Annotated in this window: 13 protein-coding genes; 2 read left to right on the top strand and 11 right to left on the bottom strand. The window is 41.4% G+C overall.

The genetic code is table 11. The annotated features are described in order from the left end of the window. Positions 1-21: 21 nt before the first annotated feature. On the bottom strand, positions 22-771 hold the full coding sequence (locus G8O23_RS14880; protein WP_166366244.1) for a YebC/PmpR family DNA-binding transcriptional regulator: 750 nt from the start codon (positions 769-771) through the stop codon (positions 22-24). 278 nt (positions 772-1,049) lie between these two features. On the opposite strand from G8O23_RS14880, the gene miaB reads away from it, so the two are divergent. Further along, positions 1,050-2,399, top strand: a complete 1,350-nt coding sequence (gene miaB / locus G8O23_RS14875) for a tRNA (N6-isopentenyl adenosine(37)-C2)-methylthiotransferase MiaB (protein WP_166366242.1) — start codon at positions 1,050-1,052, stop codon at positions 2,397-2,399. Positions 2,400-2,473: 74 nt separating this feature from the next. Here the strand turns inward: miaB and G8O23_RS14870 are convergent, their stop codons facing one another. Next, positions 2,474-3,496, bottom strand: coding sequence for a 2-oxoacid:ferredoxin oxidoreductase subunit beta (locus tag G8O23_RS14870; protein ID WP_166366240.1), 1,023 nt, complete (start codon positions 3,494-3,496; stop codon positions 2,474-2,476). Between the two features lie 2 nt (positions 3,497-3,498). Continuing rightward, a complete protein-coding gene (locus tag G8O23_RS14865; RefSeq protein WP_166366238.1) occupies positions 3,499-5,352 on the bottom strand; it encodes a 2-oxoacid:acceptor oxidoreductase subunit alpha in 1,854 nt (617 codons plus the stop codon). Between the two features lie 365 nt (positions 5,353-5,717). Between G8O23_RS14865 and G8O23_RS14860 the strand changes: the two genes are divergently transcribed. Next, positions 5,718-6,245 (top strand): gamma carbonic anhydrase family protein, encoded by a 528-nt coding sequence (locus G8O23_RS14860; RefSeq protein WP_166366236.1) that lies wholly within the window; start codon positions 5,718-5,720, stop codon positions 6,243-6,245. 297 nt (positions 6,246-6,542) lie between these two features. Here G8O23_RS14860 and G8O23_RS14855 read toward each other — a convergent pair whose 3' ends face one another. The 8 genes from G8O23_RS14855 to G8O23_RS14820 form a co-directional block, all read right to left on the bottom strand. Beyond that, positions 6,543-7,568 (bottom strand): BF3164 family lipoprotein, encoded by a 1,026-nt coding sequence (locus tag G8O23_RS14855; RefSeq protein WP_166366234.1) that lies wholly within the window; start codon positions 7,566-7,568, stop codon positions 6,543-6,545. A gap of 84 nt (positions 7,569-7,652) precedes the next feature. After that, positions 7,653-7,907 (bottom strand): hypothetical protein, encoded by a 255-nt coding sequence (locus G8O23_RS14850; protein ID WP_166366232.1) that lies wholly within the window; start codon positions 7,905-7,907, stop codon positions 7,653-7,655. Between the two features lie 1,114 nt (positions 7,908-9,021). After that, positions 9,022-9,627: a hypothetical protein gene (locus tag G8O23_RS14845; RefSeq protein WP_166366230.1), complete on the bottom strand. Its 606-nt coding sequence runs from the start codon at positions 9,625-9,627 to the stop codon at positions 9,022-9,024. 4 nt (positions 9,628-9,631) lie between these two features. Then, entirely contained in the window at positions 9,632-10,810 is a 1,179-nt protein-coding gene (locus G8O23_RS14840) for a 6-bladed beta-propeller (RefSeq protein WP_166366228.1), read from the bottom strand. Positions 10,811-12,232: 1,422 nt separating this feature from the next. Next, entirely contained in the window at positions 12,233-12,865 is a 633-nt protein-coding gene (locus tag G8O23_RS14835; protein ID WP_166366226.1) for a hypothetical protein, read from the bottom strand. 110 nt (positions 12,866-12,975) lie between these two features. Beyond that, a complete protein-coding gene (locus tag G8O23_RS14830; protein WP_166366224.1) occupies positions 12,976-13,725 on the bottom strand; it encodes a hypothetical protein in 750 nt (249 codons plus the stop codon). Positions 13,726-13,727: 2 nt separating this feature from the next. After that, entirely contained in the window at positions 13,728-14,411 is a 684-nt protein-coding gene (locus G8O23_RS14825; protein ID WP_166366222.1) for an ABC transporter ATP-binding protein, read from the bottom strand. Positions 14,412-14,563: 152 nt separating this feature from the next. After that, the gene (locus tag G8O23_RS14820; RefSeq protein ID WP_166366220.1) at positions 14,564-15,217 is read right to left on the bottom strand and encodes a hypothetical protein; all 654 of its coding nucleotides are present in this window, start codon (positions 15,215-15,217) and stop codon (positions 14,564-14,566) included. Between the last annotated feature and the right edge of the window lie 328 nt (positions 15,218-15,545).

The following is a 15,545-nucleotide window of genomic DNA, read 5'->3' as shown; positions in this document are numbered from 1 at the left end:
GTTAATTGAAATAATCATGGGCTAATCGTTTTCTTCCATAGCCTTCATTAGCTCATCAGTCATCTCAATATTGTGGTAAACGTTTTGAACATCATCGTTATCCTCAAACTCATCGATCAACCTTAAAACTTTCATGGCCATTTGAGGTTCAAGAGTTTTGTAGTCGTTGGGTATGCGTTGTAAGCTAGCGTTTTCGGCTTCTATCCCCAGCTCATCAAGTTTTTTCTGCATACGGCCAAAGTCGGCCATGGGTGTGTACACTACTATCGTATCATCGTTTACTTCAATGTCCTCGGCTCCGGCATCTATCAGCTCCAGCTCAAGTTCTTCCTGGTCGATATCGCCTTTAGGTATGGTGAATACCCCTTTGCGGTCGAACATAAAACTGAGCGAGCCGTTGGTGCCAAGGCTTCCACCACGTTTGGTAAAGATTGACCGAATGGAGCTAACGGTTCGGTTGTTGTTATCGGTGAGGCATTCGATAAAGATGGGTACACCCTCGGGGCCATAGCCCTCAAAGGTCATTTCTTGAAGGGCGTCACCATCCTTCTCGGCCTTGCTAATGGCTCGCTGGATATTGTCCTTGGGCATATTAACCCCCTTGGCGTTGCTAATTGCCACCCTCAGCCTCGGGTTACCTTCGGGATCACCACCACCCTCCTTTACGGCTACGGTTATCTCCTTGGTAATGCGGCTAAACATCTTGGATCGTTTGGCATCCAAAGCCCCTTTCTTCCGCTTAATGGTTGACCATTTATTATGTCCAGACATAATCAGCTATTTTTTTTGATTACTATTCAAAAGTATAATGTATGTTGTGTGGTTGCTATTGAAAGTTACTAACATTGAAACGGTAAAAATAGCAAGAAATTTGGCTGGAACAATATTCTTTCGTTAATGTTCACAATGCCAGTGCTGTTACTGAGTGGAATAGATTTTTTAGTGACAACTTATTTTGACCGCGATCGGTTTTTAGGTTGATCCCCGAAATTATTTTTTTCCATTACCTTTGCATCGCAAAAATTTAATCGAACCAAAAGAGACGAAAATTGACTACAATTAATACGGACAATGCTAATAGCAAGGTTTTTATCGAGACCTACGGCTGCCAAATGAATTTTAACGATAGCGAGGTGGTGGCCTCTATTCTTACTGCTCACGGCTATCTTATCGTATCGGATATTGAAGAAGCTGACGTGATTCTGGTGAACACCTGCTCCATTAGGGAGAATGCCGAAACCAGGGTTTGGGGTCGGCTCGATGTGTTTAGGCAGCTGAAAAAGAAGAAACCCTCCCTGTTGGTGGGTGTTTTGGGCTGTATGGCCGAGAGGCTTAAGGATAAACTCCTGGAGGATGAAAAACTTGTTGATATTGTGGTTGGCCCCGATGCATACAGAGAGCTACCCATTTTGCTTCGATCGGCAGAGGAAGGCCAAAAGGGCATAAACGTGCTGCTTTCGCGCGAGGAGACTTATTCGGATATAAGCCCAGTGCGCCTCGATAAGAACGGTGTGTCTGCCTTTGTGTCCATAATGCGGGGGTGTAACAATATGTGCACTTACTGCGTGGTTCCCTACGTTAGAGGTGCCGAGCGAAGTCGAAACCCAGAGACCATAGTGCGAGAGGTGCAGGAGTTAATCGATAGTGGTTACAAAGAGGTTACCCTTTTGGGTCAGAATGTTGATAGCTACAACTGGGTAGATGGTACTGGCGAAAGGGTAAGCTTTGCCGATTTGCTTGAGATGGTGGCCAAGCTCGACTCTCGCCTGAGGGTTCGCTTCTCCACTTCGCATCCAAAGGACTTGTCCGACGAGGTGCTTTTCACCATGGCCATGTACGAAAATATCTGTAACCATATACACCTGCCCGTTCAGTCGGGCTCCACCAGAGTACTTGAGCTAATGAATAGGGGTTACACCCAGGAGTACTACAAGAATCGTATTGAGGCCATACGGAGGATATTGCCCGGCAGCTCCATATCAACAGATATTATTGCTGGTTTTTGTACCGAAACCGAGGTGGATCATGACCAGACCCTGTCGTTGATGAAGTGGGTGGGGTACGATTTTGCCTTTATGTTTAAGTACTCCGAAAGGCCCAATACTAAGGCTGCTCGTAAGATGCAGGACGATGTGCCTGAGGATGTGAAAACCCGAAGGTTAACCGAGATAATTGAGCTGCAGGGAAAGCTCTCCGAGGTGAGTAAGCGTAATGATGTTGGGAAAGTTTTTGAGGTATTGGTAGAGGGCGTTTCCAAAAAATCGGTGGATCATCTATACGGACGAACCTCGCAGAATAAGGTGGTTGTGTTTCCGCGTGAATATTCAAAGATTGGCGATTACGTAAATGTTGAGGTAAAAGATTCAACATCAGCAACCCTTCTGGGGGTTATTGTTTAGGGATAACAAGTTAAACTATAATAAAAAGGGGAGCCACAAGCTCCCCTTTTTGCAATATGAACAATTGTATATAGCTATACCTCGTATGTATCGCCACTGTGAAGCAAGTCGTCAACGCATTTAATCTTTGCGGTTTTCTGTACCTCAATCAGCTGGTCACGAACGTTATCGTCGTAGGTTGGGCATTTAACCGCACGAATTACACCCAAGGCAAGGGGGAATTCGGGATACGCCATATTGGCTAGCATAACATGAAGCCCAGGGTTTGGATTCTCAGCATTATGCACTAGGATGTCGTCCATAGTATATCCCTCCTCGCCAATGGTAACAACCTTAAGCTGGTTATTTATCATCACAAGGCCCTTCTCATTGTTCTTGCCAAAAATCATCTTTTGGCCATGCTTCAGCACAATGGTTCTGTCGGCTCTGTGCTCCCTTTCGGTTATATCGGCATGGGTTTTATCGTTGTAAATAACACAGTTCTGTTGTATTACTACCACTGAGGTTCCATCATGCTTGGCCGCTTCAACAAGGATTTCAGCAGTTAGCTTCACATCGGCATCAATGGAGCGGGCAAAGAATTTACCCTGCGCTCCAATTACCAGCTCGCCTGGGCGGAAGGGTTGCTCAACCGTTCCAAAAGGAGATGTTTTGGTAATGGCGCCAAGCTTCGATGTTGGGCTGTACTGCCCTTTGGTTAGGCCGTATATCTCGTTGTTAAACAGGATGATGTTTAGGTCGATATTACGACGAATGGCATGTATAAAGTGGTTGCCACCAATGGCCAACGCATCACCATCGCCAGTCATCTGCCAGATGCTAAGCTTGGGGTTGGCCACCTTCATTCCGGTTGCTATTGCCGATGCCCTACCGTGAATTCCGTGAAAGCCATAGGTGTCTACATAGTATGGAAAACGGCTTGAGCATCCTATACCAGATACAAAAACGTAGCGTTCCTTACTGTAGTCTAGCGCATCCGATACCTCGGGCAATGCCCTGTAAACCGAGTTTAGGATTGCGTGGTCGCCACAGCCAGGGCACCAGCGTACTTCTTGATCGCTCTTAAAGTCTTGGGGAGTATAATTATGTTTGCTCATGGTTACTTGCCCTCCAGTGTTTGATTAAATTTTTCCTTTAGCTCAACAAGAGTAAAGGGAAGCCCCTGTACCTTGTTGTATTGAAGGTATGTAAACTCTTGGAAGTTTATCCTTAAGTAGTTTGCCATTTGACCCATGTTTAGCTCGCATACAAGAATCTTTTTGAAACGCTTAAAGATATCCTGAAGGTTTTTGGGTAGCGGGTTGATGTAGCTAATATGGCAAAGCGATATGCTCTTACCCTCCTTTTGCAGCTCATGCACAGCGGTATAGGTATGTCCATAGGTTCCGCCCCAGCTCACAATAAGCAGGTCGCCTTCAGGCTCGCCAATTACCTCCTGCTCGGGGATAAAATCTTGCACCCTGGCTACCTTTTCGGCTCTAACATCAACCATCCTTTGGTGGTTGATCGGGTCATGCGAAACCGATCCCTTTAGGTAATCCTTCTCCAAGCCACCTATGCGATGCTCAAGACCCTTTTGGCCTGGGATAGCCCAACGACGAGCTAAACGCTCTGGGTCGCGTTCGTAGGGGAGGAAATTTTCTGTTCCTTCGGGAACAAGTGGTGGGTGAATCTCTGGGTAATCCTTCATGCTTGGGATAAGCCAAGGCTCGGTACCGTTGGCAATATATCCATCGGTAAGCAGGATTACAGGGGTCATATGCTCAAGGGCGATTTTTGATGCATTAAAAGCCCACTCGAAGCAGTTGCTAGGTGAACTTGCAGCAACTACCACAGTGGGGCACTCGCCGTTACGTCCGTAAAGCGCTTGGTAAAGGTCGCTCTGCTCGGTTTTAGTGGGTAGACCTGTTGAGGGGCCACCACGCTGTACGTTTACAATAACTAGGGGAAGCTCTGTCATTACAGCTAATCCAATGGCCTCCGACTTAAGCGATAGACCAGGGCCCGAGGTAGTGGTTACGGCAAAGTTTCCGGCAAAGGCGGCGCCAATGGCAGTACAGATACCTGCTATCTCGTCCTCAACCTGCAGGGTTTTCACACCAAGATCCTTACGCTTTGCCAGCTCAATTAGAATTTCAGTGGCCGGTGTAATGGGGTACGATCCACAGAACAAGGGTAGGTTAGCACGCTCTGCGGCGGCAATTAGACCCCAAGCGGTTGCTGTATTACCGTTAATATTGCGGTAGGTTCCCTTTGGAATGCTGGTGGCAGGGGGGATCTTGAATGTATTGGGAATTGCATGGACATTTCCTGCATAGTTGTACCCATCGCGAAGAACCTTTTTGTTTGCCTCAACAATACGAGGGCGATTCTTGAATTTTACCTCAAAGAAATGCTCGGTAAAGTTCAATGGCCTGTCGAACATATAGTAAACCATTCCAAGGGCAAACATATTCTTGCTACGGAGGATGCTCTTGTTGTCGAGTTCGGTTTCCTTGAGGCTCTCTTTGGTTAGGGTAGTTATTGGTGCGAAGACAATGTGGTAGTCTTCAAGCTTAAGCTCTGCAACGGGGTCGTCGGTTTTGTAGTTTGCTCTCTGTAACCCCTTTTCGTTAAATGTATCGCTATCGGCAATAACGGTTGCCCCTGGTTTTAGCCATTTGGCGTTGGCCTTAAGCGCTGCTGGGTTCATTGCCACAAGTACATCACAATAATCGCCAGGAGTGTAAACCTTCTTGCTGCCAATCTGCAGTTGAAATCCAGAAACCCCGCCAATTGTACCTTGGGGAGCACGAATTTCGGATGGGTAATCGGGGAAAGTGCTTACGCCATTGCCAAAAAGGGCTGAGGCATCGGAGAAGAGAGATCCGCTAAGCTGCATTCCATCACCTGAATCGCCCGAGAACCGAATCGATACCTCGTCAACTTCAAGTACTTGCTTTTGTTTATCCATAATGGGTTAAATTTATTTGTTTCTCAATGGGGGGAATCCTAAAATGCAAATGCATATAAAATGGATGCCCATTCTATATGCATACTAATTTGTTTTCAGGCTTTTCAATTAAACCCCCTGCTCGAAAATTATACTGCAAAATTAGCTATTTTATGAAAGGAAAAACGCCAGAAAACTTTTTTTTGGTTGTTTTACAACATGATTCTTATCAGGTTTAAAACGTTTTCGGAGTGTGTTTTTCTAATTGGTTGATTGTAAGGTTTTAATTTGGGTTGATAGTGGCTGTGGCTAAATTCTGGGGGTGCAGTTAAGCAAAAGATGCCCTATCTTTGTTGTTGATATTAATCATCAACCAAAATATTGGCATGGCAATCATAAGGAAGCTGAGGGGGAAATCTCCCAAAATTGGAAAGAACTGTTTTATTGCCGAAACGGCTGTAATTATTGGCGACGTGGAAATTGGCGACGACTGCAGCATATGGTACGGTGCGGTGCTTAGGGGCGATGTAAACCCCATACGCATTGGCAACCGGGTAAGCGTGCAGGATAATGCCGTGCTGCATACTACCTACCAAAAATCGGTGGTTACCCTCGAGGACGATGCAATTATTGGGCACAATGTAACCGTGCACGGCGCAACGGTAAAGTCGGGTGCGCTAATAGGCATTGGTGCTACTGTACTCGACGATGCCGTGGTGGGCGAGGGGGCCATTGTGGCGGCCAACGCTCTTGTGCTGGCCAATACGCAGATTGATCCCGGTAGCATATACGCCGGTGTGCCTGCCAAATTTGTTAAAAAGATGGATGTGGAGCAATCGATGCAGATAAACCAGCGCATTGCCAAGGGCTACCTGCTTTATAAGAGTTGGTATGAGGAGGGGGAGGAGAAGTGATCTGCCAAAGGCAGACAGATTGGCTGATTGACTGTTTGGAACTGAAAACTGATTTAGATTGGATGTTTGAAGGACCCAGCTTGCCAGCAGGCAAGCTGCCTGATTGACGTCTTTGGCAGTTCCTTTTACTCACGGGTTGACTGTTCGCTTAGCGGATAGTCAACCCGTGAGTAGGGTTAGGAAACGCCGACTTGGTTAGGCACAGGCGGGACCTGTTTTTAATCTATTGGGGCAGGAGTAACCTGCTAGCAACAGAATGACTCAGGTGCGACCTGAGCCGAATGGAGTTTTTTATTCTCATTCTGTCTTCAATGAAATCCATGAAATACAGCGGTATATGTCCTTGTCGCTATTGCCATAGATTTTTCCATTTTTCAAGTCAAATGCAAGATTTACAAAGGCAAAATCTGTTTTAATTTCGCTGATTTTGTTTCCGTCCCAATCAAAAACAAGAATTGTTGAACCCTTAAGCTCATCCTGCTCAAATTCCCCTTGAGTTATACCCGGGTTCACAATGTAAATATGCTTATCTGTTGTGTGTACCTCCCAACAATATAACATTGAAGATTTGGAGGGAACAAGTATGTTGTTTTTAAAGTCTGGCAAATCATACTTTTTGCGTGTGTTGATTGTTTTGTGTAGAGTTCCATTATCATTTATTATAAATGCGTAAGGGAAATACCTTAACGCCACAACAGTTTTTTCTAATTTTGAGTTATATGCAATAGCAGAATAATAGGCGTAAGCTTTAGTCCCTCTATCAAGGGGATATGGTAATTTGGGGTTGTAATCAATATTAATAATATTCTTATCATGGTTTAGGATTTTCACCATTGCATCACCAGTTAAGTCACCATAAATCCATCCTTTGCTAGTCCTTCTGATTTCCGTAAATGAGGTAATTTTGGTTGGCAGTATATGTTTCCTTGCGTTGGATAAATCATAATTAAGAATTTCATCATAAGTTAACGTGTATAGATTTTTTGAATGGTCATCAACAATGGTAATTATTTTTTCTGAGTAGTCGTTGTAAGCATCGCTAATGTACAAGAATTCGTTAGGGCCTATTCCTCTTAAGCCGAATTTTTTTGTAGATTTTGTTTTTAGATCGATGAGTTCAAATATGGTATCTCGATTGTTGTTTATCAAAAGGAGATGGTCACTCAGGTATAAAATAAACGAAGGGCAAAAGGAGTTATGGTTAATAACAGTTACCTTCTCATTGTAAATGTTAAAAGAACTACTTGTTGTAACCGAATTGCAGGAGACAAGAAATATCGTAATGGCACAAGAAAGGAGCACTAGATATGTAGATGGTTTCATCGTTTATGGTATTATAATTTGTGATTGTGTTTATTAGGTTTTAATTGGGGAGCACATTAACTAGTATATGCTCCCCTATAATGTTTAGAAGAAACAGGTTCCTGCGTCGCTATATGTTTTTGCTTTTGCTTGAACACAACTCCCGCACACCCAAATCTTTGTACCCCCAACACCTAGTACTGGTTCAGTGTATGTGCTATAACAGGTTGCAGTGTTTCCAACACCACCTCCATTATTATCACCCACTTCCGATATAATGTCATGCTGCGCACTAATATTGGCTGCTGTGCAGGCTAGTAGTAGGGCTAGCGTAGTGATAAATACTAATGATTTCTTCATAGTTTTTAGTCTTTTAAAAATTAAATAATGCGCAAAAAATCAATTGTTTGCTTTTATTGATATTGTGCTTAATGTTTAAATAAATTGCTTCCCCTACGGCAATCGCTGTATTAACTCCACAACCTGGTTGCGGGTGGGGTAGCAACCACTGGGTAGTGGTTACGTTGTATTTCAATTTATTGTATCTTTGTCACCTTACCTCCTTTCCTTTTAAGGTTAGGGGCGTGTGAAGGGGGAGCTTGGGCTGCGTAGGCTGTTGGCTTCCCTTTCTTTTTGCCCGTGTTTTATCGCAAAGGCTCAGCGCTGAGCCAAATCGCTATAATTTTCAGAAAACTTTATCTGCTATTTTACTTGGGGTGGGGAATGCCGCTTAGCTTTAGATTATGTCTTTGTAGGTCATAGGTTTTAGTTTTAGGTTTACCTGCCTCTGGAAGGTTTACCTACCTCTGGCAGGTTTACTTGCCTTTGGCAAGATTAGGGGTGTTTAGTTTTTACTGTATCTCTTTGTAAGGTATGTGTTGATACGCTAACCGGAGTTATACCTCATCACTTCGTGTAACAAATTTAAGTAAAAATACTTTATTACCCCCCCCATTCGTATGCTACAAAACATACTGCACTTAAGCGTATCCATAACCACTAGCCAAAGGCTAAATAGAGAGCCCTCGTTACTGCACGAGTCGTCTAGTATGGCTTTTGCAGCAACGGCGAGGGGGGTATACCGTTCTTATTGTGAATGTTTTGTCGTAGTTGAAAGGTTATAATCTAACACAAATTAATTCTAATGGCATTGCTTTTACTCACGGGTTGACTGTTCGCTTAGCGGATAGTCATCCCGTGAGTAGGGTTAGGAAACAACGATTTGGTTTGGCATAGGCGGAACCTGTTTTTAATCTATTGGTGCAGGTGCAACCTGCTAGCAATTGAACGACTCAGGTGCATTTACCTGCCGCATTTCTGCCGAGAGGAAAGTAGGCAGGACCTGGGCCGAACGGAGCCAATGCTGCTAAAAAGGCAAGGTTTTCCATTGCTATAACCAAATGGAAACACCATCTCTCCTTTGTACTTGGTTGAACATAATTTTTACACGTATAACAGAAGACTCATTTAACTGTTAGAGACCATAAAGATCAGTTAACTTTAAAAAATAGTCGTTTGTTAGTTCTGGGAAAACATCAGATGGTGCATAGAAACAGTTAGTTCTAAAGTTTTTCTCTATAACGAAATAGACAACGGGGTTAATTTTAAAGCCACTAAAAAAGTTTTCTGGTATGAAATAAGCATACTCTTCAACTTTATTAGTTAGAACAAAGGCATTGAATTCTCGCTGGTTTAAGCCCCCAATGCCTATCATTACATCTAGTTTGGCTTCATTTATGAGAGTTATAACTCTGTGAATGCTTTCCATATAGCAGCTACTGCAAGCACCTATGTTAATAAATAGGGCGAGCGTTAACTTATCCTTGGTAATTTCTCTTAAATTAAGTGAATCTGATTTATGGTTAAATAGTTTTCTCTCCATATCTATGCTAATGGTTGAGTAGTCGTAAGAATGGAAGAATCCCTCCTTTAGTAGTATGTTTTCTACTCTTAAACTGTGGAGTTGAGCGTTATCAAGATTCTGACTAATTTTAATCCTTAGTTTGTAATTTGTGTATAAAAGTAGAGTAACCGCAACTGAAAAAGTCAGAATTATAAATAGCATATAGTTTCTTTTCATACTCTTAAAAATTAAATAGCAATACAATTGGATTATCCTCTGAAGAAACGTTTAATTTATTGAGCAATTTATTGTTATCGTCTAGTCTATGGGGGTAAATAACTGATGAAATGTACTTATCAGTCCCTTTAAAAATCTCTAAACTTTGATTAGTGAATGGGGCAAAGTCAATCTCAACATTGTCAGTAAAGTAGATGTCTTTTCCATTATTGAGTTGCATGTAATAGCAGAGATTAGGAGGATACCCAATACCATAACCAATAATAAGCCCATTCTCATTGTTCATTAGTAGTTTGAAAAAGTGAGATTTTCCTTTCATCTCATTAGAATGTAAGTAATGCATCTTTTCATCATATGTAGCCTTTAAAAAATCTTTTGGGATACCTCTATCTCCTTTATTTATATTTATATATGGAACAAGAGACTCTTCTTCAATTTTGTAGATGTATTCATGCCAAGCTAATGAAACAAAGAGTTCCTTGCTGTTAGAGGTGAAGATATTTAAAAATTCCCAATTTTGATTCTCGTTGGATGGCATTACCTTGTCGGTAAGTGGTTTTGCAACTTTACTTGTTGCATTAAATACAATAATTTCGCTATTGGTTATCGATCCCCCTATAGAATTTGCCGCATTATTGGTTTGAAAGTAGTATAGATTGTCATTTTTGGTGAAGCTAAAACAGAAATCAAATGGCAGTTTTATACTGTCAATGTATTTAAAATCAGATAGGCTATACTTCATAATGCTCATCCTATTCTTATCAAGAATCTCTATGGTATTGCTCTTTTCATCAACAAAAAAAGCTTCTATAGCGGAGTATTCACCTTCTCCTTTCCCCATTTTTCTTAATGATTTAATGAAGTTCCCTTCTAAATCAAAAACATAGATACCTTGGCGTAATACGTCCAGAACATATATTAAATCTTTTGATATTTCAAAGTCGCGTATCGCGGCAAGGACACAATCACTCCTTGTTTCGAGTTTAATACACTTCATCCCCGAAAAGACATCCGAGGCTATTACATTCGTTTCATCCTGCATTGTAATCTCAAAGGCAGAATTATTATAATCTGTGTTTTTACAAGATGCTACTAATATTAATGAACTAAACAGCAGCAATAGATTTTGAGTAATCGAAACTCTGCAGTATGATTTAACTAACCATCGAATTATATTATCCATAGTAATATGAATTTTTCTTGCTAATATTAATATTGTCATTCTGAATTAAGCAAAACTAATCTCAGTATTTATGAGATTTTTTAATGAAAATAGTATGAGGGTTATATATAACCCTCATACTTCTGATATTATCCTTTACGGCATTGACATTTGTTTTCCCAAGCATTACAACATGCGTAATATCCTGGACCACAAGTGACAGAGCAAGTAGTGCCTCCGGTTATTCCGCCCCCACCCCCACTAGTAGATACGGAGCAGCTTGTTGAACCGGGCCCTCCAGAAGAACATGAGTAAGTTGAGCCTCCACCACCACCTGGGTCACCTGCATCCATTATAGTATCATGTTGTGCACTAATATAACTTGCCGTTCCCGCAAGTAGAACTGCCATCGTGGCGAAAAATACTAATGATTTCTTCATAACTTCAATTATTTTAAGTTTTCAACCAAGCGCAAAACATCACCTGTTTGTTTGTATTGTTATTGCGCTTAATGTTTTAAGTTAATTTTTTCCCCCTACAGCAACCGCTGCACTAATCCCACAACCTGGTTGGGGCGGGTAGCAACCACTGGGTAGTGGTTACGTTGTATTTCAATTTATTGTATCTTTATCACCTTACCTCCTTTCCTTTTAGGTTAGGGGCGTGCGAAGGGGAAGCTTGGGCTGCGTAGGCTGTTGGCTTCCCCTTCTTTTTGCCCAATGTTTTTGCGCAGTGGTTCAATTACGAGCCAAAGCAACGTTATCAAAACTTTTTGTAAAACTTTTCTGCTATTTTTTATTGGGGCGAGGCATACTGCCTGTGTGTGCTGTTTTTGTAGGTCATAGGTTTTGGTTTTAGGTCTACCTGCCTTTGGCAGGTCTACCTACCTCTGGCAGGTTTACTTGCCTTTGGTAGGATTAGGGGTGTTTAGTTTTAACTGTATCTCTTTGTCAGGTATGTATTGAAACGCTAACCGGAGTCATATCTCATCGCTTCGTGTAACAAATCTAAGTAAAAATATTTTATTACCCCCCCCATTCGTATGCTATAAAACATACTGCGCTTAAGCGTATCCATAACCACTAACCAAAGGCTAAAGAGAGAGTCCCCGTTACCGCACGAGCCGTCTTTTGTGGCTTTTGCAGCAACGGCGAGGGTGTATACCGTTCTTATTGTGAATGTTTTGTCGCAGTTGAAAGGTTATAATCTAACACAAATTAATTCTAATGGCATTGCTTTTACTCACGGGTTGACTGTTCGCTTAGCGGATAGTCAACCCGTGAGTAGGGTTAGGAAACAACGACTTGGTTTGGCATAGGCGGAACCTGTTTTTAATCTATTGGTGCAGCCTGCCTCTTTTAGGGAAACCTTAGCCGAACATGGAAGCCTGCGTAGCCAATCGTAATTATAACCAGAATTTACGTTCAAACTACTGTTTTTCTACTATTCAAATCGGTAGCCAACACCCACACTAATTAGGTACCCAAATTCCCATGTGAACCAATCGAAATACTTATTTAGCAGTTTTTTTTCATAGCCGAGAATAAATGATGTGCCAAATCCTATCTTGTGCTGAATATACCAGTTGCCCATCAGGTTTGCCTTATATCCTATACCAATGTTTTGTTCAACCCATGTGTAAGGCCCAAAAATTTCTATGTATTCCTTATATAATTGGCCACCATCGCTATCCCTACTATGTGGCAATAACATTCTATTTCTTGTTGTTGAATAGCTTAGCTGCAAGTTATAGAAAACAAAGGGGTCGATAAACGAGAATGATTTTAGTACATACCTATTGTAAAATAATTCTGCTCCCAGATATTGAAAAGGTTTTGTAGCATAAAGCCTTTTTTTGTATGTATTGTTTTGGTCGTCGGGATGTGCAATGCTGTTGATGTTGTACCGTAGGCCTATACCAAATTCGTTTTTATCAAGGATAAACTTTGAGTAAGACAGAGAAAGGTTTCGCCCAGAGTGAGTAGAGTTAAATTTCAGAAACAAATCCGACTGAGCGTATGTATTTGTTACAAGCAAAAAGGTGAACAAAAGGAGGAGGCAAAATTTGTTTTTCATAAAAGTTATTTTGAGGGGGAGCTTTACAACTCCCCCTGATTAGTAGTATTAGGGTTGATATTGCAAAAAGCGATTGGTTTGTTCGGCAGCGGTGCAACTCCTAACTATGGTTATTGCAGCTGCGGACCCTTTACATCCCTATACTTTAAGCTTAGGTAGATTGTTGTAACAGACACGATGCCTGTTATTAAAACAACTAGCAAAGGTTTTGCTTCAGCATTTGTAGTGTTGTATAGATTGAATAGGGCGTTGCCAGGTGAAAATGTGGTAAGTAGCTTTGTGTCGGAGCGGTATTCTATTAAGCGGAAAACGAACTCAAAGCTTAGCCATAATGGAAAAAAAACTAGTCCAATTACCCTGTTGCGAGAGACGGCAACAAACAAAAAGCCAAATACCCCTGCTGTGAATAGGGCAATGGTTTGATTTACAATTGAAGGAGTTGTAATGCAGCCTAACAGTATAGGTGTTGTTGAGTTTAGCTTTACCATACCAAACAGGTAGAATAAAGCTGTGTTCGATAGTAGAATTAGAGCAGCGAAAAGAAGTATTAGCATAAGCTTCCCCACTAAATACTCTTTTACGCTTAAGCCAAGGGCAATTAGCTTCCGGTACGAGCCCTCAATGAAATCGTTCCCAATGCTATTAACAAAGAATAGCGCCATTACCAGAAGGCCTATCGGGGATAAAATTATTTGTAGGTTGGTGTAAAAATCGAGCTCACTGGGAGTTGCTTTTGTTTCTTGCGAGACAGTATAAAGCATACCGAAATACAAATAACCAAATACCAGCAAGGATAGTATGTTCGATTTGCGAAACAGCTTAACAAGCTCAATTTTTAGGGGTAAAAGAATGTGGTTCATCTTTAGTTCGCTGTATTTATATGGTGAAGGTAAAAATTCTCTAGGCTATCAAATTGTTGCATAATGTCGTTTTTTTCCATAACCGATAGTATTTCGCCCTTGTAGATTAGGGCAATATCATCAGCAATTTTCTCCACCTCGCCCAGTAGGTGAGTGCTAATAATAAGCGTCTTTCCTTCCTTGTTTAGGTCGATTATTAGTTCCCTCAGAAAGATTATGCCCTCAGGGTCGAGCGAGTTGTAGGGTTCGTCCCAAATAAGGATCTCGGGGTTGTTTATTAGGGCGCTGGCAATGGAGAGCCGTTTACGCATACCCATCGACAGCTTTTTTACCATCTTCTTTTCATGGCCTACTAGCCCTACTTTGGCTATTAGGTGGTTCAGTTCATCTTTCGATACAGCTCCCTTCTTTACCATCGAATCGATGCTGAGGTTTTTGTATACGTTTAGGTCTTTACAAAAGCCTTCGTCCTCGAGAATTAGCCCTATGCCTTTTCTTGTGAAATTATTGTAGCGCACTAAGCCCTTATGCTGCACCAGCGAGAGTATGCAGTTAACTAGTGTCGATTTTCCGCTGCCATTTGGTCCGAGTAGGCAGAGAATTCGACCCTTTTTTACGTGCAAAGTAACGCCTTTAAGTATTGGGGCTTTTCCGTAGTTTTTCTCAACATGCTCTATTGATAACATTTAAGTTGTTTAAGTAATTTAAAAATAATGTATGATAAGCAGCCAAAGTTCGGATAGATTTTTTGAATTAAAGACTTAAGTGCAAAACTAAACTTATGAAACTAAAAATACAGGGCGTAAAAGATATTAACTTTTTACCCCCTGTATTTTAACTACCTACAGTCCCAAGCGCAGGAAATAGCCCAGCCGGCTACATTCGGTACTGCACTAGCGCAAAATATTAATTTGTCAATCCAATTACTTTCCTCTAACGCACGTCCTTTTGCTGACATACACTCGTGGAAACACCCTCTCTTTGAGTTATCTCCATCAATGGTGATATTGAAAAACTGTTTCTCTATATCATATTCTATTAAGAGGATACCTAATGCTTTTTCATTATTATCATAATATATTGACTCTATGTACCCATCAATCTCGCTGGCATTAATTATTGATCTTAGCCTTAACGCATCTCTTTCTGGGCTTAATTCAAATAATACAAGTTTTTCCTCTCCAGATGATTTTTGCACTAAATTGTGTTGATGTGTTACGTATATGTATTCGGAAAACTTTGAGGAGTTTTTATAATCAATACTTTCGGGTTTTTCTGCAAGTTTAGCCACAAGTTCCTTAGTTGAACTTGCATTTAGAAAGTCAAGAATTTCGATAATGTTTGGATTCTGTTCTAATAACTTTAAGTATGGGTTATCAAGAACAGTGTCTTCTGCCTTAACTATTGTTTCGTCAATTGTTTGTATGTCTGATTCACAGCTTAAGATTAAGGCCATTAATATTGTCATAGTTACGAAAGCAATCTTTTTCATATCTTCAAATTTTTAAAAATTCGATTAAGCGCAAAACGTAATGAGTTTGTTTTATTGTTGTCGCGCTTCATGTTTCAAATTAATTCTTTTCCCCCTACAGCAACCGCTGCACTGACCCCACAACCTGGTTGCGGGTAGGGTAGCAACCACTGGGTAGTGGTTACGTTGTAATTCAATTTATTGTATCTTTGTCACCTTACCTCCTTTCCTTTTTAGGTTAGGGGCGTGCGAAGGGGGAGCTTGGGCTGCGTAGGCTGTTGGCTTCCCTTTCTTTTTGCCCGTGTTTTATCGCAAAGGCTCAGCGCTGAGCCAAATCGCTATAATTTTC

It is taken from the genome of Perlabentimonas gracilis (assembly GCF_011174675.1).
Classification (GTDB): Bacteria; Bacteroidota; Bacteroidia; order Bacteroidales; family Tenuifilaceae; genus Perlabentimonas; species Perlabentimonas gracilis.
Note: the sequence above shows the minus strand (reverse complement) of the source record. Positions and strands in the feature narration are given on the sequence as shown.

Bases quoted from the DNA above. Each gene is read 5' to 3' on its own strand.
- G8O23_RS14840 (WP_166366228.1), bottom strand. From the start codon at position 10,810: ATGGATAATATAATTCGATGGTTAGTTAAATCATACTGCAGAGTTTCG.
- G8O23_RS14870 (WP_166366240.1), bottom strand. From the start codon at position 3,496: ATGAGCAAACATAATTATACTCCCCAAGACTTTAAGAGCGATCAAGAA.
- G8O23_RS14830 (WP_166366224.1), bottom strand. From the start codon at position 13,725: ATGAACCACATTCTTTTACCCCTAAAAATTGAGCTTGTTAAGCTGTTT.
- G8O23_RS14860 (WP_166366236.1), top strand. From the start codon at position 5,718: ATGGCAATCATAAGGAAGCTGAGGGGGAAATCTCCCAAAATTGGAAAG.
- G8O23_RS14825 (WP_166366222.1), bottom strand. From the start codon at position 14,411: ATGTTATCAATAGAGCATGTTGAGAAAAACTACGGAAAAGCCCCAATA.
- G8O23_RS14865 (WP_166366238.1), bottom strand. From the start codon at position 5,352: ATGGATAAACAAAAGCAAGTACTTGAAGTTGACGAGGTATCGATTCGG.
- G8O23_RS14880 (WP_166366244.1), bottom strand. From the start codon at position 771: ATGTCTGGACATAATAAATGGTCAACCATTAAGCGGAAGAAAGGGGCT.
- G8O23_RS14820 (WP_166366220.1), bottom strand. From the start codon at position 15,217: ATGAAAAAGATTGCTTTCGTAACTATGACAATATTAATGGCCTTAATC.
- G8O23_RS14835 (WP_166366226.1), bottom strand. From the start codon at position 12,865: ATGAAAAACAAATTTTGCCTCCTCCTTTTGTTCACCTTTTTGCTTGTA.
- G8O23_RS14850 (WP_166366232.1), bottom strand. From the start codon at position 7,907: ATGAAGAAATCATTAGTATTTATCACTACGCTAGCCCTACTACTAGCC.
- G8O23_RS14855 (WP_166366234.1), bottom strand. From the start codon at position 7,568: ATGAAACCATCTACATATCTAGTGCTCCTTTCTTGTGCCATTACGATA.
- G8O23_RS14845 (WP_166366230.1), bottom strand. From the start codon at position 9,627: ATGAAAAGAAACTATATGCTATTTATAATTCTGACTTTTTCAGTTGCG.